This is a genomic window from Clostridium mobile (assembly GCF_018918285.1).
GTDB lineage: Bacteria > Bacillota > Clostridia > Clostridiales > Clostridiaceae > Clostridium_AW > Clostridium_AW mobile.
In genome coordinates this window covers 269594-286898 of record NZ_JAHLQF010000001.1, presented here as the reverse complement: position 1 = coordinate 286898, position 17305 = coordinate 269594, and the positions used below count along the sequence as shown (strand labels likewise).

At 30.1% G+C, this 17305-nt stretch carries 21 protein-coding genes; all 21 read left to right on the top strand.

All coding sequences use genetic code 11. The annotated features are described in order from the left end of the window. Window positions 1-94 precede the first annotated feature (94 nt). The 21 genes from KQI86_RS01560 to KQI86_RS01460 all read left to right on the top strand — a co-directional run bounded on the left by KQI86_RS01560 (window position 95) and on the right by KQI86_RS01460 (window position 17301). Window positions 95-262, top strand: a complete 168-nt coding sequence (locus KQI86_RS01560) for a hypothetical protein (protein ID WP_216437401.1) — start codon at window positions 95-97, stop codon at window positions 260-262. Window positions 263-278: 16 nt separating this feature from the next. Next, window positions 279-470, top strand: a complete 192-nt coding sequence (locus KQI86_RS01555; RefSeq protein WP_216437400.1) for a hypothetical protein — start codon at window positions 279-281, stop codon at window positions 468-470. Window positions 471-672: 202 nt separating this feature from the next. Then, window positions 673-1101 carry a division/cell wall cluster transcriptional repressor MraZ gene (gene mraZ / locus KQI86_RS01550; RefSeq protein ID WP_216437399.1) on the top strand — a complete coding sequence of 143 codons (429 nt, stop codon included), beginning with the start codon at window positions 673-675 and terminating at the stop codon, window positions 1099-1101. Window positions 1102-1122: 21 nt separating this feature from the next. Further along, a complete protein-coding gene (rsmH, locus tag KQI86_RS01545) occupies window positions 1123-2055 on the top strand; it encodes a 16S rRNA (cytosine(1402)-N(4))-methyltransferase RsmH (RefSeq protein WP_216437398.1) in 933 nt (310 codons plus the stop codon). A gap of 34 nt (window positions 2056-2089) precedes the next feature. Further along, window positions 2090-2536: an FtsB family cell division protein gene (locus KQI86_RS20465; RefSeq protein WP_216437397.1), complete on the top strand. Its 447-nt coding sequence runs from the start codon at window positions 2090-2092 to the stop codon at window positions 2534-2536. 27 nt (window positions 2537-2563) lie between these two features. Further along, window positions 2564-4756 carry a stage V sporulation protein D gene (locus KQI86_RS01535; protein ID WP_216437396.1) on the top strand — a complete coding sequence of 731 codons (2193 nt, stop codon included), beginning with the start codon at window positions 2564-2566 and terminating at the stop codon, window positions 4754-4756. A gap of 72 nt (window positions 4757-4828) precedes the next feature. After that, window positions 4829-6280, top strand: coding sequence for a UDP-N-acetylmuramoyl-L-alanyl-D-glutamate--2,6-diaminopimelate ligase (locus KQI86_RS01530; RefSeq protein ID WP_216437395.1), 1452 nt, complete (start codon window positions 4829-4831; stop codon window positions 6278-6280). 20 nt (window positions 6281-6300) lie between these two features. Next, window positions 6301-7692 (top strand): UDP-N-acetylmuramoyl-tripeptide--D-alanyl-D-alanine ligase, encoded by a 1392-nt coding sequence (locus KQI86_RS01525; RefSeq protein ID WP_216437394.1) that lies wholly within the window; start codon window positions 6301-6303, stop codon window positions 7690-7692. A 46-nt stretch (window positions 7693-7738) separates the two neighbouring features. Further along, complete coding sequence (gene mraY, locus KQI86_RS01520; RefSeq protein ID WP_216437393.1) at window positions 7739-8695, top strand: phospho-N-acetylmuramoyl-pentapeptide-transferase; 957 nt, start codon at window positions 7739-7741, stop codon at window positions 8693-8695. A 19-nt stretch (window positions 8696-8714) separates the two neighbouring features. Continuing rightward, window positions 8715-9818 carry a stage V sporulation protein E gene (gene spoVE, locus KQI86_RS01515; protein ID WP_216437392.1) on the top strand — a complete coding sequence of 368 codons (1104 nt, stop codon included), beginning with the start codon at window positions 8715-8717 and terminating at the stop codon, window positions 9816-9818. Window positions 9819-9950: 132 nt separating this feature from the next. Next, complete coding sequence (locus tag KQI86_RS01510) at window positions 9951-10733, top strand: cell division protein FtsQ/DivIB (protein WP_216437391.1); 783 nt, start codon at window positions 9951-9953, stop codon at window positions 10731-10733. Window positions 10734-10744: 11 nt separating this feature from the next. Then, on the top strand, window positions 10745-11458 hold the full coding sequence (locus tag KQI86_RS01505; RefSeq protein ID WP_216437390.1) for a DUF881 domain-containing protein: 714 nt from the start codon (window positions 10745-10747) through the stop codon (window positions 11456-11458). Window positions 11459-11485: 27 nt separating this feature from the next. Next, window positions 11486-11827, top strand: a complete 342-nt coding sequence (locus KQI86_RS01500) for a small basic family protein (RefSeq protein ID WP_216437389.1) — start codon at window positions 11486-11488, stop codon at window positions 11825-11827. An 11-nt stretch (window positions 11828-11838) separates the two neighbouring features. Next, entirely contained in the window at window positions 11839-12561 is a 723-nt protein-coding gene (locus tag KQI86_RS01495; protein ID WP_216437388.1) for a DUF881 domain-containing protein, read from the top strand. Between the two features lie 75 nt (window positions 12562-12636). Next, window positions 12637-13302: a YggS family pyridoxal phosphate-dependent enzyme gene (locus KQI86_RS01490; protein WP_216437387.1), complete on the top strand. Its 666-nt coding sequence runs from the start codon at window positions 12637-12639 to the stop codon at window positions 13300-13302. An 11-nt stretch (window positions 13303-13313) separates the two neighbouring features. Beyond that, on the top strand, window positions 13314-13769 hold the full coding sequence (locus KQI86_RS01485; RefSeq protein ID WP_216437386.1) for a cell division protein SepF: 456 nt from the start codon (window positions 13314-13316) through the stop codon (window positions 13767-13769). A gap of 14 nt (window positions 13770-13783) precedes the next feature. Continuing rightward, entirely contained in the window at window positions 13784-14044 is a 261-nt protein-coding gene (locus tag KQI86_RS01480; RefSeq protein WP_216437385.1) for a YggT family protein, read from the top strand. A gap of 13 nt (window positions 14045-14057) precedes the next feature. Further along, window positions 14058-14831 carry a YlmH family RNA-binding protein gene (locus tag KQI86_RS01475; RefSeq protein WP_246582618.1) on the top strand — a complete coding sequence of 258 codons (774 nt, stop codon included), beginning with the start codon at window positions 14058-14060 and terminating at the stop codon, window positions 14829-14831. A 15-nt stretch (window positions 14832-14846) separates the two neighbouring features. Beyond that, window positions 14847-15461 (top strand): DivIVA domain-containing protein, encoded by a 615-nt coding sequence (locus tag KQI86_RS01470; protein WP_216437384.1) that lies wholly within the window; start codon window positions 14847-14849, stop codon window positions 15459-15461. 62 nt (window positions 15462-15523) lie between these two features. Further along, window positions 15524-16606, top strand: coding sequence for a 3-dehydroquinate synthase (aroB, locus tag KQI86_RS01465; protein ID WP_216437383.1), 1083 nt, complete (start codon window positions 15524-15526; stop codon window positions 16604-16606). A gap of 2 nt (window positions 16607-16608) precedes the next feature. After that, complete coding sequence (locus tag KQI86_RS01460; protein WP_216437382.1) at window positions 16609-17301, top strand: 5'-methylthioadenosine/adenosylhomocysteine nucleosidase; 693 nt, start codon at window positions 16609-16611, stop codon at window positions 17299-17301. The last annotated feature ends 4 nt before the right edge of the window (window positions 17302-17305 follow it).

Sequence of the window (17305 nt, the reverse complement as noted above, 5' to 3'; positions counted from 1 at the left end):
AACAGTCTTTTTATCGTTGGGAAAAACTATAGAGGATAAATAAAATATAAAATGAACAAAATATTATTGAACTCTAAGAAAGGAGTGAATAGCAATGGGAAAGAAAAAAGGTAAGCATGAAGCTTCTGTAGAGTTTGCTAAGGAATTATTAGAAGAAGGAACAGGAATGGAAGAAATAGTTGAGAGAACGGGATTAAATCATTCTCAGATAAAAAAGGTAATGTTAAAGATGGAAAAAGGAGTAATAAATAACCTAGAGTAGATAAGGAGCGATTCCTGTGGCGTTAAAAGATATAAATGATAGAAAGAATTTTATAAATAAGTTAGAGAAAAAATTTGATGGAATAGATAAAGAAAGTGAAATATCTATACTTCAAAATGTTCAAGAGTTAGGTAATTCTTTAAGTTTCAATAATATGATAACTCCTAGACCATTTCCATTTGAAAAAAATCAAGATAATTCCTATTAATATACTTTATGGTAGGCTATTCCACTGATTTAGGTAGTGGAATAGCTTTGTATTTTTTTACCATTGTATTTTATTAAAAATTTTATTAAAAACTTTATTAAAAGCACTTTAAAAGAAGGAATTTTTGGTTTATCATAGAATTGTACATATAGTGGTTAAAAGTGGTTTAAAGTGGAGGAAAATAGTTCATAGGGGTGTGAAAATGTTTATAGGGGAGCACATACATGGAATTGATTCTAAAAATAGAATAATAGTTCCCTCTAAGTTTAGAGAAAACCTAGGTGATAAATTTATTTTAACTAAAGGTTTGGATGGATGTCTCTACATATACCCTATGGAAGAATGGTATATATTAGAAGAAAAATTAAAAAAACTCCCTTTAACAAGCAAAGATGCCAGAGCTTTTTCTAGATTCTTTTTCTCAGGAGCTAATGAAATAGTAGTAGATAAACAAGGAAGGGCACTAATACCACAAAGTCTTTTAGAGTATGCTAATATACAAAAAGAAATAGTAAGTATAGGTGTATTAAATAGAATTGAAATTTGGAGTAAAGAAAAATGGGAAGACTATAATGAATCTAATATAGATTTCGATGAGATTGCGGAGAAAATGAGTGAATTAGGAATATAAATTAAGAATGGAGTAATATATATGGAATTTAATCATGTATCAGTATTATTAAATGAATGTTTAGAAGGATTAAATATAAAAGAAAATGGAATATATGTAGATTGTACATTAGGTGGAGGAGGACATTCATCTGAAATACTAAAAAGATTATCAAAGGAAGGTACTTTGATTGGTATCGATCAAGATGAGGATGCTTTAAGAGCTGCAAAGGAAAGGCTTAAAGATTTTGAAAATGTAATTTATGTACATAATAATTTTTATAATATCGATTCTATATTAAATGAATTAAATATAGATAAAGTGGATGGTATACTAATGGATTTAGGGGTTTCTTCCTATCAATTAGATAGAGGAGAAAGAGGTTTTAGTTATATGAAGGATGCTCCTTTAGATATGAGAATGGATAGAAGAGGAGAGGTGGATGCTTACTATATTATAAACAATTATTCGGAAAATGATTTAGAAAGAATAATTAGAGATTATGGTGAGGAAAGATTTGCAAGGAGAATAGCTAAATTTATAGTGGAGAAAAGAAAATCACAGGAAATTAAAACTACAGGAGAATTAACAGAAATAATTAAAGAAGCTATACCTGCTAAGTTTAGAAGGGAAGGGCCTCATCCAGCAAAAAGAACATTTCAAGCCATAAGAATTGAAGTTAATAGGGAATTAGATATTTTAAACAAGGCTGTAGAGGACAGCGTTGCACATTTATCTAAAGGTGGAAGAATAGCTATTATAACATTTCATTCATTAGAAGATAGAATAATAAAAAATAAGTACAAAGATTTAGAAAATCTTTGTAGTTGCCCTAAAGATTTTCCTATATGCGTATGTGGTAATGTACCTCAATTAAAGATAATAAGTAGAAAGCCTATAGAACCATCAAAAGAAGAGATTGAAATAAATCCAAGAAGTAGAAGTGCAAAACTAAGAGTGGGAGAAAAACTATAATTAGATGTTCTAATTAAAAAGGGGAGTGAATAAAGTGATAATAACTGATAAAAATCAATACATAAACGGAAGTACCGTGCTTGCTCCTAATTCGTATCCAGAAGTAAAAAAGGGTACGAAAGAAAAGACAAATGCTGATAGAAAAGCCTTAATTGAAGAAAAAAATAAAAGACTTAAGAATAAATTTAAAATTATAAGAAATATATCGCTTGTATTTATAGTAGGAGTAACCATAGTAGGAAGATATGGCCAAATATACAATATGCAGAGAGAATTGAACGGCTTAAACAAAAAAATAAGTGATATAAATAAAGATAATGAAAATTTAAGGATAGAGCTTCTAAAGTACAATAACTTAAGCTTCATTGAAGAAATAGCTACAACTAAGTTAAAAATGGTTAAACCAACAAAAGCAGATATTATATATGTTGATATGACAAAAGATGCGATGAAAGCAGGAGAGGATGGGAAGAAGAAGTAAGCAAGAGATTTTAACGGAGGTATAATTTTGAACAAAAAAGTATACAGAGACAGAGTTAAAGCAAAGAAAAGAATGTTCGTAATATTGTTGGGATTATCTGTTTTATTTATTGCTCTTATAGGCAGACTTGGATTTTTGATGATACATAAGGGTAAAGAGTATAAGAAACTAGCTATTAATCAATGGACTAGTGAGGTAAAAATAGCAGCTAAAAGAGGAAGGATTTTAGATAGAAATGGTAATGAATTAGCTGTAAGTGCTAATGTTTACAGGGTAGACTTAGATTTAAATACTTTAAGACAAACTATGGAAAAGAAAAAAATTACTGATAAAGAAGTAGCTGCACAATTAGCTCAAGCGCTAGAGATGGAGCAGGAAGATGTTTTGAAAATTATAAATAAGAAGTTCCCTAGTGGTTTGCCATATGGTTCTGCTACTTTAAAAAGAAGAATAGAAAAACCTATGGCAGATAAAGTAAGGGAATTAGATTTAAGAGGAGTATTAGTTTCAGCAGATACAAAGAGATATTATCCTAACGATAATTTTTTAGCTCATGTATTAGGACATACTAACTCCGATGGAGATGGTTTAACTGGAATAGAAATGTATTACAATTCAATATTATCAGGAAAACCAGGAACTAGAATAGCTGAAATGGATAGCGCTAGAATTAGTGAATTACCATATGTAATATCTGAATTTACTGAACCAGAGGATGGAAAAGATGTTGTTTTAACAATAGATGAAATGATTCAACATTTTGCAGAAAAAGCTGCTGATCAAGCGTTAAAAGATAACAAAGCTAAAGCAGTTACAATTATAGTTATGAATCCTAGTAATGGAGAAATATTAGCCATGGTCAACAAACCTGATTATAATCCTAATAATCCTTGGATAGAAGGTAAGACTGGAGATGAGCTTCAAGCGGCATGGAGAAATAGAGCAGTTAATGATACTTTTGAACCTGGATCTATCTTTAAAGTTTTAACTATGGCGGCAGCTCTTGATGAAAATATATCTCCACCAGGTGAAAAATTTCACTGCAATGGCTTTACTACTATTGGAAAACAGACAATAAAATGCTGGAACTGGTATAATGGAGGTCACGGCACTCAAAGTCTTGAGGATATAATAAAAAATTCTTGCAATGTTGGTTTTGCAGAATTAGGAAGAAGATTAGGAAAAGAAAAATTACCTTCATACATAAGTAAATATGGATTTGGTCAAGCAACGGGCATAGACCTTCCAGGAGAAGCTAAAGGTATAGTAAAAAAAGCAGACAAAATGGCTGAAATAGATTTAGCTACTATAGCCTTTGGACAGGCAAATACTGTTTCAACAGTGCAATATATGACTGCTTTTAATGCAGCAATTAATGGTGGAAAATGGATAAGGCCACACTTATTAAAAGAAGTTTCTCATTATGATGAGAATACTAATAAATATGTTGTAGATAAAAAATTTGATAATTACGGAGAAAAGCAAGTAATTACTCCTGAAACATCAAATACTTTAAGAGGTTTCTTAGAGAAGGTTGTAACTGAAGGAGGAAGTAAGAAAGCCTTTATAGAAGGATATAGAATTGGAGGGAAAACAGGTACAGCTCAAAAACCTGTTGGAGGTAAATATGGACAGGGTAAGTATATATCTTCCTTTGCTGGAATGGCTCCGGTAGATAACCCCGTAGTTTCATTGCTTGTGTCTATAGATGAGCCTGATCCATCAAACTATTATGGAGGTCAGATAGCAGCGCCAGTTGGGCAACAAGTATTTAATGATATTTTTAATTATTTATCATTAAAGAGCGATGCATCTCCAGAAAAAGTTGCGGAAAGCCTTAAAAAAGATGTGATAATACCTGAAGTAAGAGGATTAAAGAAAAATGAAGCGCTAAAGGTTTTAAAAGAGCACGGTCTAGATTATAAAATTGATGAGACAGGTGAGTATATTGTGGATATAAACCCAAAACCTGGATATAATGTAAAAGAAGGAAGTAAAATATTACTTTACACCGGAAGTACTGATAATTATAATAAAGTAGTAGCAGTTCCTAGTTTAACAGGATACACTGCAGAAAGAGCTTCTCAAATTCTTAATAGTATAGGTCTTAAAGGAAATTACTCAGGAAATGGATTGATCTATCATCAAAACATAAAAGCAGGGCAAGAGGTCAATAAAGGAACTACAATATACCTAAAATTAGAAGAAGTCATTGAGTAATATTACAGTGAACGGCCATTTCCGTTCACTGTTGTATTGTAAACTTACATAGTAGTTTTAAGAGGTGAAGAAATGAAGCTGAATGAAATATTAAATGGAATTGAATATGAAGTGGTAAAAGGAAATATAGATATAAATATTTCAAATCTACATTATAATTCTCAAAACATACAGAACAATGATCTATTTATTGCTATAGAAGGATACAACACTGATGGACATAAGTATATTAAATCTGCTATTGAAAGAGGGGCAGTAGCTATCATTTGTAGCAAAGATATTGAAGAAGAAATAGAAAATTGCACCATAGTTAAAGTTAAAAGTGGAAGAAAGGCAATGGCTATACTTTCATCTAATTATTATGGTAATCCAAAAGATAAACTAAAGATAATAGGAATTACAGGTACAAATGGAAAAACCACATCAACTTTTATGATAAAATCCATATTAGAAGAAGGTGGTTACAAGGTTGGACTGTTAGGTACTATTGCAAACTACATAGGAGATAAAAAAATTCACACTGAAAGAACTACACCAGAATCTTTAGAAATTCATAAATTATTTAGAGATATGGTGGATGAAGGGGTTGAATACTGTGTAATGGAGGTATCTTCACATTCTCTATATTTAGATAGAGTATATGGAATAGAGTTTGAGGAAGGTATATTTACTAATTTAACTCAGGATCACCTTGACTTTCATAAGACTTTTGAAAATTATTATAGCTCTAAACTTTTACTATTTAAAAATAGTAAAAAATCTGTAATTAATATAGATGATAAGTATGGGATAAACATATTAAAAGACCTATCTAGTTCTTGTTACACTTATTCAATTGAAGGAGAAGGAGATTTAAGAGCAGAGAATATTGAAATGCATCCAAGAGGTATAAAATTTTCAGTAGACTATAAAGGGCAAAGAGAAGATATAGATATTCATATACCAGGAAGATATAATATTTCAAATGCATTAGGTGCAATGCTTTCTTGCTTAAATGAAGGAATGTCCTTAGATATAGTTAAAAGAGGATTAGAAAATCTATCAGGAGTACCTGGAAGATGTGAAATAGTAACTAAAAATTATGATTTAGGTTATGATGTGATTGTTGACTACGCTCATACTCCAGATGGTCTAGAAAATATATTAAAAACCGTAAAAGAATTTACCGAAGGAAGATTAATTAGTATTTTTGGCTGCGGTGGGGATAGAGATAAAGGTAAAAGGCCTATAATGGGGAAAATAGGAACAGAGCTAAGTGATATATCTATAATAACCTCAGATAATCCGAGAAAAGAAGAACCATTAAAAATAATTGAGGATATAGTAATTGGATTAGATAAAGACAATTATATAATTGTTGAGAATAGAAGAGAAGCGATTAAAAAGGCTATGGAAATGGCTAAAAAAGGTGATGTAATTGTTCTGGCAGGAAAAGGCCATGAAGATTATCAAATATTAAAAGATAAGACTATACATTTTGATGAAAGAGAAGTTATAAAAGAAATAATAGATGAGCTTTATTAAAAAGGGAAGGGGTCTTTTATTTGGAGTTTTTGAGTATAGATGAAGTAGTTAAAGCTATTAATGGAAAAATAGTTAAAGAGGGTAATTCTTTTAAATTTAACGGCGTATCCACAGATACTCGTAAGATTGAAAAAGGAAATATATTTTTCGCATTAAAAGGAGAAAATTTTAATGGCAATAGTTATATAAATGACGCAAGCGATAAAGGAGCTACTTTATGTATTATTGATGAAATTATGTTTAATGAAGAGAAGATAAAAGAATATACTTCAATAATAAAAGTTGAAAACACTAGAAAAGCATTATTAGATTTAGCGGAATATTATAGAAGTAAATTAAATATAAAAATAGTAGGCATAACAGGTTCAACTGGAAAAACTTCCACTAAAGATTTAACTGCTGCTGCTCTTAGTTCAAAATATAAGGTTTTTAAAACGGAAGGTAATTTTAACAATGAAATAGGCTTGCCACTGATGATATTTAAATTAAACAATGATTATGATGTTGCAGTTTTAGAATTTGGTATGAATAACTTAGGAGAAATTCATAGAATGTGCAAAGCAGCAAGACCAGATATAGCCCTAATTACCAATGTTGGTATATCTCATATAGAGAATTTAAAAACCAGAGAAAATATATTAAAAGCTAAATTAGAAATTGCTGACTTTTTCCATGAAGATAACGTACTTATTGTAAATGGAGATAATGATTTATTGAGTCCTTTAAACAGCCATAAGTTTAATATTATTAAAGCTGGTTTTAATAATAAAGAAGATTATTATGCCAATCATATAATTCTAAATGAAGACAATGTTTTGTTTACAGTGTGTGAAGAAAAGACTGGAGAGAATGAGGAGATTGAAATCAATCTTCCAGGAAAGCACAATGTATGGAATGCACTGCTAAGTATAGCTTGTGGAAGAGTTTTGGGCATGAGCTTAAAAGAAATTAGAGAAGGACTTAAAAATATAAGCACTACTGGTATGAGACTTGATATAATTAGAGAAGAAAAATATACTATAATAAATGATTGCTATAATGCAAGCCCTGATTCTATGAAAGCAGGAATAGATGTTTTAATAAATATTAAGGGTGAAAGAAAAATAGCTGTTTTAGGAACAATGAAAGAATTAGGTGATGAGGCTTATAATGCACATAAAGAAGTAGGAAAATATGTGGCTGAAAAGGGAGTAGAAGTCTTAATTACCCTTGGAGAATTTAACAAAGCTTATGAAGAAGGATATGTAAATGAAACTAAGGGTGAGAAAAAAGAAATTTTTAATTTTAATAGTGAAGATGAAGCAGCTAATTTTTTAAGGGATCATATTAAATATGGTGATGTTTTATTGTTTAAGGCATCACGATCTATGAAATTTGAAGGTATAATTAAAAAATTAAAAACTAAAGAATAAAAACGCTTAAGGAGGTGACTTTGCTCTAAAATGGAGCATTAATATAATGAACAGTAAAATAATATATTCAGTACTTGTAGCATTCTTTTTTTCAATAATTGGAGGGCCAATATTAATTCCAATACTTCATAAGCTAAAATTTGGTCAAAGTATAAGGGAAGAGGGGCCAAAAAGTCATCAAAAAAAAGCTGGAACTCCTACTATGGGGGGAATAATATTTATTATATCTTCCATAATTTCTATGATAATACTTGTAAGAAAACCTAGTGATGAGGCTATGTTTGCTTTATATGCATTTTTGGCCTTTGGAGCAATAGGGTTTATAGATGACTTTTTAAAGATAGTACATAAGAAAAATTTAGGTCTTAGAGCATATCAGAAAATGATATTATTACTGGTTATTTCTTATGGATTCGCATATTATGCTGCTAATAATCCAGATATAGGAACTTCAATAATAATACCATTTACAGGAAAATCTTTGGATTTAGGGATATTTTATATACCTTTTATAATTTTCTATTTTACAGCTACAACTAATGCGGTAAATTTAACGGACGGTCTTGATGGACTTGCTACTTCTGTTACTATTCTTGTAATGACTTTCTTTGTAATAGTGAGTTACAATATGGGATACTATACCTTATCAATATTCTGTGGCGTTGTTGCTGGAGCATTATTAGGATTTTTAAGATATAATGCTTTTCCAGCCCAGGTTTTTATGGGAGATACGGGTTCCTTGGCTCTAGGTGGAGCTGTAGCAGCTGTGGCTATGATATTAAAATTGCCATTATTAATAGTGATAGTAGGCGGAATATATGTAATGGAGGTTTTATCAGTAATTATACAGGTAACTTCTTTTAAATTGACGGGAAAAAGAGTATTTAAAATGAGTCCACTTCACCATCATTTTGAATTAAGTGGATGGCATGAAACAAAAGTTGTGTCTGTATTTTCGATTATAACAGTTATATTGTGCATGATAGCATTTTTATCTTTTTAGTAATTGGTAGGAGGTTAATATGAAAAAACTCCAAAAGAAGATGGGAAGTATAGATTTTTTTCTGTTTTGCGTAATTATGCTTTTGGTTGCTATTGGTATAATAATGGTATATAGTGCTAGCTCTTACTTTGCTTTTTATAAGCATGGGGATGACATGTTCTTTTTAAAAAGACAAGGTGCTTTTGCTATAGTAAGCATTGCATTTATGATAATAACCATAAATATTGATTATCATTATTATAAAAGATACACAAAATTACTTATGATAATAACTACTATACTGCTACTAGTGGTTTTTGCCTTCCCAGCGGTAAATGGTGCTAGAAGATGGATTGCATTAGGACCAATAAACATACAACCTTCTGAAATCGCTAAGTATATGATAGTTGCATATTTAGCAAAAAGCATCGATGCCAAAGGAGAAAAGATGAAAAGCTTCACAAAAGGTGTGCTGCCACATCTTTTGGTAGCGGTATTTTACGCAGGATTGATTTACGCTGAGAAAAACTTAAGTATTGCAACGGTGGTTATGGCAGTAACTTTTTTCGTACTGTTTGTAGGAGGAGCAAAATTCATACATCTTCTTATAGTAGTTACTCCTGTAATATTAGCTGGTGCTGCAGCTATACTATTGGTGCCTTTTAGGAGAGCTAGATTTTTTTCTTATAGAAATCCTTGGGTAGACCCCTTGAATACAGGCTACCAATTAATACAATCTTTTTTAGCTTTAGGTTCAGGAGGTATATGGGGAGTAGGTATTGGTCAGTCAAGACAAAAATGTTATTATATACCAGAACCGCATAATGACTTTATTTTTGCAGTAATAGGTGAAGAGTTAGGGTTAATAGGGTGTACTTTTATTATAGTTCTATTCGTACTTTTTGTATGGAGAGGAATTGTAACGGCTGTAAAAGCAAAGGATACCTATGGGACTCTATTGGCTATAGGGATTACTTCTGTAATAGCAGTTCAAGCTCTTATAAATATAGCTGTTGTAACAGGATCTATACCTGTTACGGGGGTACCATTACCCTTTATAAGTTATGGAGGCTCATCCTTGGTTGTAAATATGACGGCAATGGGTATATTATTGAACATATCTAGACATAAAAGTAGTATATAATGAAATAGCATTGCAGTACTGCAATGCTATAATTATATTTAAAATTAAATTTAAATATAAAATTTAATGAAATTAACTTTTAAAAATGTTATTATATATTTATATCCTATAATTAAAAAGGTGGAGATAAACATGGGAGAAGTTATACCTTTTCGCAGAAAGGAAAAAAATGAACTTATAATGAAAAGAAGAAGAAAAAAATTTCTTAAAAAAAGCATCATTTTTTTTCTTTTTCTTATTTCTACTCTTATTACCTTATGTTTAAAACATCCATTTTTCAATGTGAAAAATATTGAAATACAAGGTAATAAAAATATTTCACCAGAGATAATAAAGGAACTATCCAATATACAAGTAGGTAACAATATTTTCTATTTAAATATGGATAAAGCTAAAGAAGATATTAAAAATAACCCATACATAATGGAGGTTAAAATTGCAAGAAAATTACCTAGTACTGTGGTTATACAAATTAATGAAAGAGAGGCAGTATTCTATGGAAAAACATCAGACGGGTATGTTATAATTGATAAGTATGGGGTGGTTTTAGAAAAAAGGAAAGATATTAAAGGTATGAATTTAGTAAAACTTCAAGGATTTGAAATAGAAAAATCTCAAATAGGGGAGCATATTGTAGTGGAAGATGAGAGGAAACTAAAGGCTGCAACTACCATAAGTAGTCTTCTTGGTCCTAGAAAAGATAATTACAAAATAGCTCAAGTAGATATAAGTGATATTAACAATATACAATTTTTGTATAAAAATATTGTTATTAGAGCTGGAAATGAAGAGAATCTAGAGGGAAAATTAAATAAAGCTTTTAATATAATATCACAGAAAGAAGAGTTGAAAAATGCTAAGGGATATATTGATGTAAGTTTTAAAGGCAATCCCGTAGTTTATATAGAGAATTAGGAGGAAGGCTTATGCGTAAATGGAGTTCACAAGTAAGCGTGGCTATGGTCTGCGCTATACTAGGTTTTATGCTGGCATACCAGTTTAAGGTATTGTATAGAAGAGAACAGTTGGGAGTAAATCCGTATAATACTGCGGATATGACTGTTCAGATAGAACAATACAAGAAGGAAAAAGAAAGCCTAAATAAAAAGATTAATGAGACTCAAGCAAAATTGAAAGAATATGAAGAAGCAGCTGCAGGGAAAGATGATAGAACTAAAGCTCTTTTAAAGGAATTAGAGGATACAAGAATTACTACGGGAACCACAGATGTTGAGGGAGAAGGTGTAATAGTTTATTTAACTCCTAATAGTGGACTGTTTGGAAATATAGATGCAAAAATAACTGATAAGCATCTTGTTTATTTAGTTAATGAGTTAAGATATGCAGGAGCAGAAGCTATCTCAATTAACGATATTAGAATTACAGGAAAGTCTGGTATTAGAACTTCAGGTAACAGTATTTCTATAAATGGAGAAGATAGAGTATCTCCATCTAAGAGAATTGTAATAAAGGCTATAGGGCCTAAAAAGAATCTCCAGGCAATGCTGGATTTCCCTGAAACCTTTGCGGATTTTAAGGGAATATCTGAGGTAAAGTATGAGCCATCAGATAATATAAAAATAGAGAAATATAATAAATCATTTAAGTTTGAATATGCGAAACCAGTGCAACAACAATAAATTCTTTTAATTCAGGGGTGGTAAAAAATGATTGCGTTTTTAGGATTAATAATAGGAGTAGTGATAGGAGCAGTATGGAATATTAATATTCCAGAAAAGTTTTCTCCTTATATGTCAGTTGCCATATTGGCTTGTTTGGATTCTGTGTTTGGAGCAATTAGAGCTACTTTATCAAAAAATTTCCAAGCAGATATTTTTATATCAGGTTTTTTTGGTAACTCAGTGTTAGCTGCTGCGCTAGCCTATCTTGGAGATAAGTTAGGAGTACCCATATATATTGCAGCAGTAATAGTATTCGGTGGGAGAATATTCGATAACTTTGCTATTATAAGGAGATTGCTTATAGAAAAAGCTAAATCCCATAACTGAGGTGAGTGTATATGAGAAATAGCGAAGCTAGTGTATTTATTTTTATTGCTTCAATTATAATTGGTGTACTTATATCTATGAATATAAGTCTTACGAGAGAAAGTAGCATAGTTTTTTTGAGTAGTAAGGAATATCAAGATGCTTATTCTTATAGAAATCAGTTGGTTAACAACGTAAGTAACTTAAATAAGGAATATTTAAAGTATTTAGATAAACTATATAGTTATGAAAAAAATATCGCTGATAGGGATAAAATAATTGAGGAAATAAATAATGAATTAACTGAGAACAAAGAACTAATTGGGTATTCAGAATTAGAAGGTCCTGGAATTAAGATTACATTAATGGACGCTACTACTGAGTTTGTAAATGATCCTTTTGAATATGAATCAAGACTGATACATGACAGGGATATGATAAATGTAGTGAATGATTTAGCCAGCGCTGGTGCAGAGGCAATTTCTATTAATGGAATAAGATTAATTCCTTCTTCGGGTATTTTCTGTAATGGAGCTTTTTTAAGGATAAATGGAATCCAGATAAGTGCTCCATTTTATATAAATGTTATAGGAAATAAGGAAGCGTTAAAAAGCTATATGTTAGCTGAAGAAAATTATTTAAGAATTTTAATGTTTAGGGAAATACAAGTAGAAGTTACAGAAGAAGAAAATGTAAGAGTACCAGCTTTTCAAGGAAAATTAGAATATAAATATAGTAAACCAATAAAAGAATAATTATATGAAGGAATTTTATGATTTATGAAGAATAATAAAATATTAGATAGAATAATAGTCTAAGGGGCGATGGAGTTGACAATTACAGAGAACATAAAAGAAGTTTACAAAGACATAAGAGAAGACATAACAGTAATTGCAGTATCAAAGACAAAGCCACTGGAGGATATTAAAGAGGCTTATAACTCTGGAGTAAGAAACTTTGGGGAAAATAAGGTACAGGAACTAATTTATAAAATGGATAATTTTCCTCATAGAGATGTAAACTGGCATTTGTTGGGACATCTTCAAAGAAATAAAGTTAAATATATTGTTGGCAGAGTTAATTTAATACATTCCTTAGATAGTGTAAAGCTATTGGAGGAAATACAAAGACAATATGAAAAGCAAGAAAAAGTGGCTGAAGTTTTAATACAAATAAACATAGGAAAAGAAGAGAACAAAACTGGAATATTTATTGAAGATTTAGAAAATATGATAGAAAATTGTAAGAACTGCAGCAATGTTATGGTAAAAGGATTAATGGCTATAATACCTATTGGGGATGAGGAATCCTGTAGAAAATACTTTAAAGATATGAAAAAAATCTTCGATAAAATAAAAGAAAAAAGTTATGAGAATGTGCAGATGAAATACCTCTCCATGGGAATGTCAGGAGATTACAAAATAGCCATAGAAGAAGGCTCTAATATGGTTAGAATAGGAGAAGGTATTTTTGGTAAGAGAGATTATAACATATAGGAGGAGATAAAATGTCAAGTATACTAAATAAAATGATGGGATTACTAAAATTAGAAGATGAATATGATGAATTTGATGAAGATATAGAAGCGGAAGAAATGGAAGAAAGTGAAGAGGAATTTGAACCTATAGTTCATTCATCAAGCAGAAAGCCAGGAAAAGTTGTTAGCATACATACAGCAGCTACAGCAAAGGTGGTTATTGTAAAACCTTCCACATATGATGAAGTAGTTGATATTTGCGATAATTTAAAAAATAGAAAAATTATTGTTGTGAATTCTACAGCATTGGAACAGAAAACAGCTCAAAGATTATTAGATTTTATAAGCGGTGCAACCTATGCATTGGCTGGAAGCTTAGAGGAAGTAGAAAGGGGCATATACATAGTGTCACCATCCAATGTTGAAGTTGATACTACACTAAAAAGTGAACTTTCAAGTAAAGGATTGTTTGCTTGGACTAAATAGTTAGGGAGGAAATAATGAGAGGAATATCATACAGGATTATAGTTAACTTCTTTAATATAGTAGAATGGGCAATACTTATCGATGTTATATTATCTTTTATTCCTATGAATAATAATTTCACTCAAATTTTAAGAACAATTACTGAACCTCTATTGATTCCAGGCAGAAGAATTCAGGAAAGGTTATTACCTGGATTAATGATTGACTTTTCACCTGTTTTTGCATTACTTATGATTAACCTTTTAGAAAAACTATTATTATCTATAATATTATAAACTAAGCTTAAATATGATAGATAAAGCTTATTTTCTAAATATTATAGAATATGAGGACAAAAACAGGATTTCAAATATTTATGATAAAATTATTTTAGCCAATAAAGCAAATAGGGGGATATATACAGAAGATTTTTATCCCCCTAATGTTTGGAAGAAGTTAGAGCAATTAGGAGGAGTTTTACCAGTAAACGTTTATAGCAATGGAATTTTTAAAGAAGCTGAGAGAAGGATTTTAGCATTCTCTCCTGAAGAAGTATGGTATTATCCTTTAAATTTAATAAGAATTACAAATTTATCTTCCTTTTCAACCCCAAATCATAGAGACTATTTAGGAGCTTTAATGTCTTTAGGACTAAAGAGAGAAAAATTTGGAGATTTAATAATTAAAGACCATAGTTGCTATTTACCTGTTAAAGAAGATTTAAGTAAATATATTATTGAAAACTTAAAAGGAATAGGAAATTGCCCTTGCAATGTGGAAGTGGTTGATGTTTATACAGAGGCAATACCTGATTTTGAATTTAAAGATTTATTTTTAAATATAACCTCTAATAGGATTGATTGTATTGTTAGCGCTTTAACTAATTTATCTAGAAATAAGGCTACAGAATTAATTGAAGGTGGTAAGGTACTAATAGACTATTCAGTTGTAAAAGATAAAGATAAAACTCTATCTAATGATTCCATAGTTACCATAAGGGGATATGGAAAGTTTAAGTACATAGGTGAAAATGGGTTTACAGGTAGTGGAAGAATGAAAGTTAATTTTAAAAAATTTGTTTAATATGAGGTGTTTGGCATGAAAATAACTGCAATGGACATTACGGGTAAAGAATTTAAAAAAGGCTTCAGGGGTTATGATATGGATGAGGTGGATGAGTTTTTAGAAGAAGTGGCAGAAAATTATGAAACTTTATATAAAGAAAACTCAGCAACAAAGGAAAAAGTAAGTTTGATGGAAGAGAATTTAAATCATTATAGAAAAATGGAAGAGACAATACAAAACACATTACTACTAGCTCAAAATGCTGCAGATCAGTCTAAGAAATCTGCACAACAAGAAGCTGAGTTAATTATAAGAAGCGCTAATGAAACTTCGAAAAAACTATTAGACAAAGCTCATGATGATGTAATAAAGATAAATGATGAATATGAAAAAGTGCAAAATGAATTTATTATATTTAAAAACAAATTTAAGAATTTTATGCAATCTCAAATGGAAATGTTTGAAGATATGGAAAAAGATTTTATGAAAAAGTATAATATTGGTAACATAATTGATTTGGAAATGCCCAAGGAAAAAGAAATTGATGATTTAAATAAAGAATTATCCTTCGATGAAAAAGAAAATATAATCGAGGATATTAGAAATGATAGTTTTGAAGAAATAAAGAATTTTTTTGTTGAAGAATAAAGTCTCGCTCACCACAGAGTGAGATTTTTTATATGTAAATAAGTAAGCTAATGGAGGTTTTTATGAAAGAGTTAGAAATATTATCTGGAAAGCCATATAAAGTTTATATTGATAATGATTTAGATAAATTATCTAAAGTCTTAGAAGAGCATAAAATTAAGCATAAGGCTAGATTTTATTTATTAACTGATGACAAAGTTTATGAATTATATAAAGATAAGATAGAAAAATTCAAGGATATTTTTAAAGTAGAGATTTATTATTTTAATAATGGGGAAAAAAGTAAGAATTATAATACTGTAAAGGATATATATTCTTTTTTAATAGAAAAAAACGCCAATAGAAACAGTATCCTAATAGCATTAGGTGGGGGAGTAGTTGGGGATTTAGGAGGATTTGTTGCCTCTACCTATATGAGGGGAATTAAATATATTAATATACCTACTACTCTTTTATCACAAGTGGATAGCTGTATAGGAGGAAAGGTAGGATATAATTTTAATGGTGTAAAAAACATAATAGGAAATTTTTACAATCCAGAGTTTGTATATATATCCACTAACTTTTTAAAAACCTTAGATAAGAAGCAATTTGTTGACGGATTAGGAGAGGTAATTAAGTATTCTCTTATTAAAGAGGGAACAATGATTTCATATTTAAGAGAGAATTCAAAGGGTATTTTAGAAAGAGAAAATGATAAGATGCTCTATTTAGTTAAAAATTGTTTAAAGATAAAAAAAGATATTATAGAAGAGGATTATAAGGATTTAGGAATAAGAAATATTTTAAATTTTGGTCATACCGTGGGCCATGGACTGGAGATTACTTCTAATGGAGATTTGAGTCACGGAGAAGCTGTGGCATTAGGTAGCTTAGTAGCTTTAAAACTGTCAGAAGATATTTTAGCTTTGGATAAAGGAATTTATAAAGAGGTGGAAGAGGTTTTAAATAAGCTTAATTTACCTACTAAACACAAAGTTGACAATTATAAATTATTTATGTATTCTATTAATCATGATAAAAAAAATGATGAAGATTTAAATTTCGTATTACTTAATAAAATTGGAGATCCTAAAATAAGAACAAAAGTAAGCAAAGAGCAGTTATATAGTGCTTTAAATAATAGTATAAACAAGGGGGAATAGAAATGACTATAGGAATAATTGGTGCAATGATTGAAGAGGTAGAACCATTATTAAAAGAATTAAAATTAGAAAGAAAATTAGTAAAGGCAGGCATGGAATTTAACCATGGAGAGCTTTGGAATAATAAAGTGGTTATAGTTAAAAGTGGTATAGGAAAAGTGAATGCAGCAGTATGTACCCAAATATTGATAGATGATTTTAACGTAGATGCTGTCATAAACGTAGGAGTTGCAGGTGGCGTAGGAGAAGATGTTTATCCAGGTGATGTAATCATCGCAGAGAATTTAGTTCAGCATGATATGGATTCAACGGCTTTTGGAGACAAGAGAGGGCAAATTCCAAGATTAGATACTTTTGATTTTAAGTGCGATGAAACTCTATTACTTAAATCAAAAAGAGCTTGTGAGAAAATGAATAATTGTAAGTACTTTGTGGGAAGAATTGTAACTGGAGATCAATTTATAGCTGACTCAGATAAAATTAAATGGTTAAGTGAAGAATTTTCTGCATTAGCTTGTGAAATGGAAGGCGGAAGTGTGGCACAGGTATGTTATTTAAATGATATTCCTTTCGTAGTTATTAGATCAGCTTCAGATAATGCTAACAACGGTGCACATATGGACTATGAAAAATTTAAACCTATTGCAGTTAATAATTCAGTAACTATACTTAAAAACATGTTAGAAACTATGTAGGTGA

What these genes read in the sequence shown, in the direction of transcription:
- KQI86_RS01560 (WP_216437401.1), top strand. Translation starts at nt 95, where the DNA reads ATGGGAAAGAAAAAAGGTAAGCATGAAGCTTCTGTAGAGTTTGCTAAG.
- mraZ (WP_216437399.1), top strand. Translation starts at nt 673, where the DNA reads ATGTTTATAGGGGAGCACATACATGGAATTGATTCTAAAAATAGAATA.
- rsmH (WP_216437398.1), top strand. Translation starts at nt 1,123, where the DNA reads ATGGAATTTAATCATGTATCAGTATTATTAAATGAATGTTTAGAAGGA.
- KQI86_RS01530 (WP_216437395.1), top strand. Translation starts at nt 4,829, where the DNA reads ATGAAGCTGAATGAAATATTAAATGGAATTGAATATGAAGTGGTAAAA.
- mraY (WP_216437393.1), top strand. Translation starts at nt 7,739, where the DNA reads ATGAACAGTAAAATAATATATTCAGTACTTGTAGCATTCTTTTTTTCA.
- spoVE (WP_216437392.1), top strand. Translation starts at nt 8,715, where the DNA reads ATGAAAAAACTCCAAAAGAAGATGGGAAGTATAGATTTTTTTCTGTTT.
- KQI86_RS01510 (WP_216437391.1), top strand. Translation starts at nt 9,951, where the DNA reads ATGGGAGAAGTTATACCTTTTCGCAGAAAGGAAAAAAATGAACTTATA.
- KQI86_RS01505 (WP_216437390.1), top strand. Translation starts at nt 10,745, where the DNA reads ATGCGTAAATGGAGTTCACAAGTAAGCGTGGCTATGGTCTGCGCTATA.
- KQI86_RS01500 (WP_216437389.1), top strand. Translation starts at nt 11,486, where the DNA reads ATGATTGCGTTTTTAGGATTAATAATAGGAGTAGTGATAGGAGCAGTA.
- KQI86_RS01495 (WP_216437388.1), top strand. Translation starts at nt 11,839, where the DNA reads ATGAGAAATAGCGAAGCTAGTGTATTTATTTTTATTGCTTCAATTATA.
- KQI86_RS01485 (WP_216437386.1), top strand. Translation starts at nt 13,314, where the DNA reads ATGTCAAGTATACTAAATAAAATGATGGGATTACTAAAATTAGAAGAT.
- KQI86_RS01480 (WP_216437385.1), top strand. Translation starts at nt 13,784, where the DNA reads ATGAGAGGAATATCATACAGGATTATAGTTAACTTCTTTAATATAGTA.
- KQI86_RS01475 (WP_246582618.1), top strand. Translation starts at nt 14,058, where the DNA reads ATGATAGATAAAGCTTATTTTCTAAATATTATAGAATATGAGGACAAA.
- KQI86_RS01470 (WP_216437384.1), top strand. Translation starts at nt 14,847, where the DNA reads ATGAAAATAACTGCAATGGACATTACGGGTAAAGAATTTAAAAAAGGC.
- aroB (WP_216437383.1), top strand. Translation starts at nt 15,524, where the DNA reads ATGAAAGAGTTAGAAATATTATCTGGAAAGCCATATAAAGTTTATATT.
- KQI86_RS01460 (WP_216437382.1), top strand. Translation starts at nt 16,609, where the DNA reads ATGACTATAGGAATAATTGGTGCAATGATTGAAGAGGTAGAACCATTA.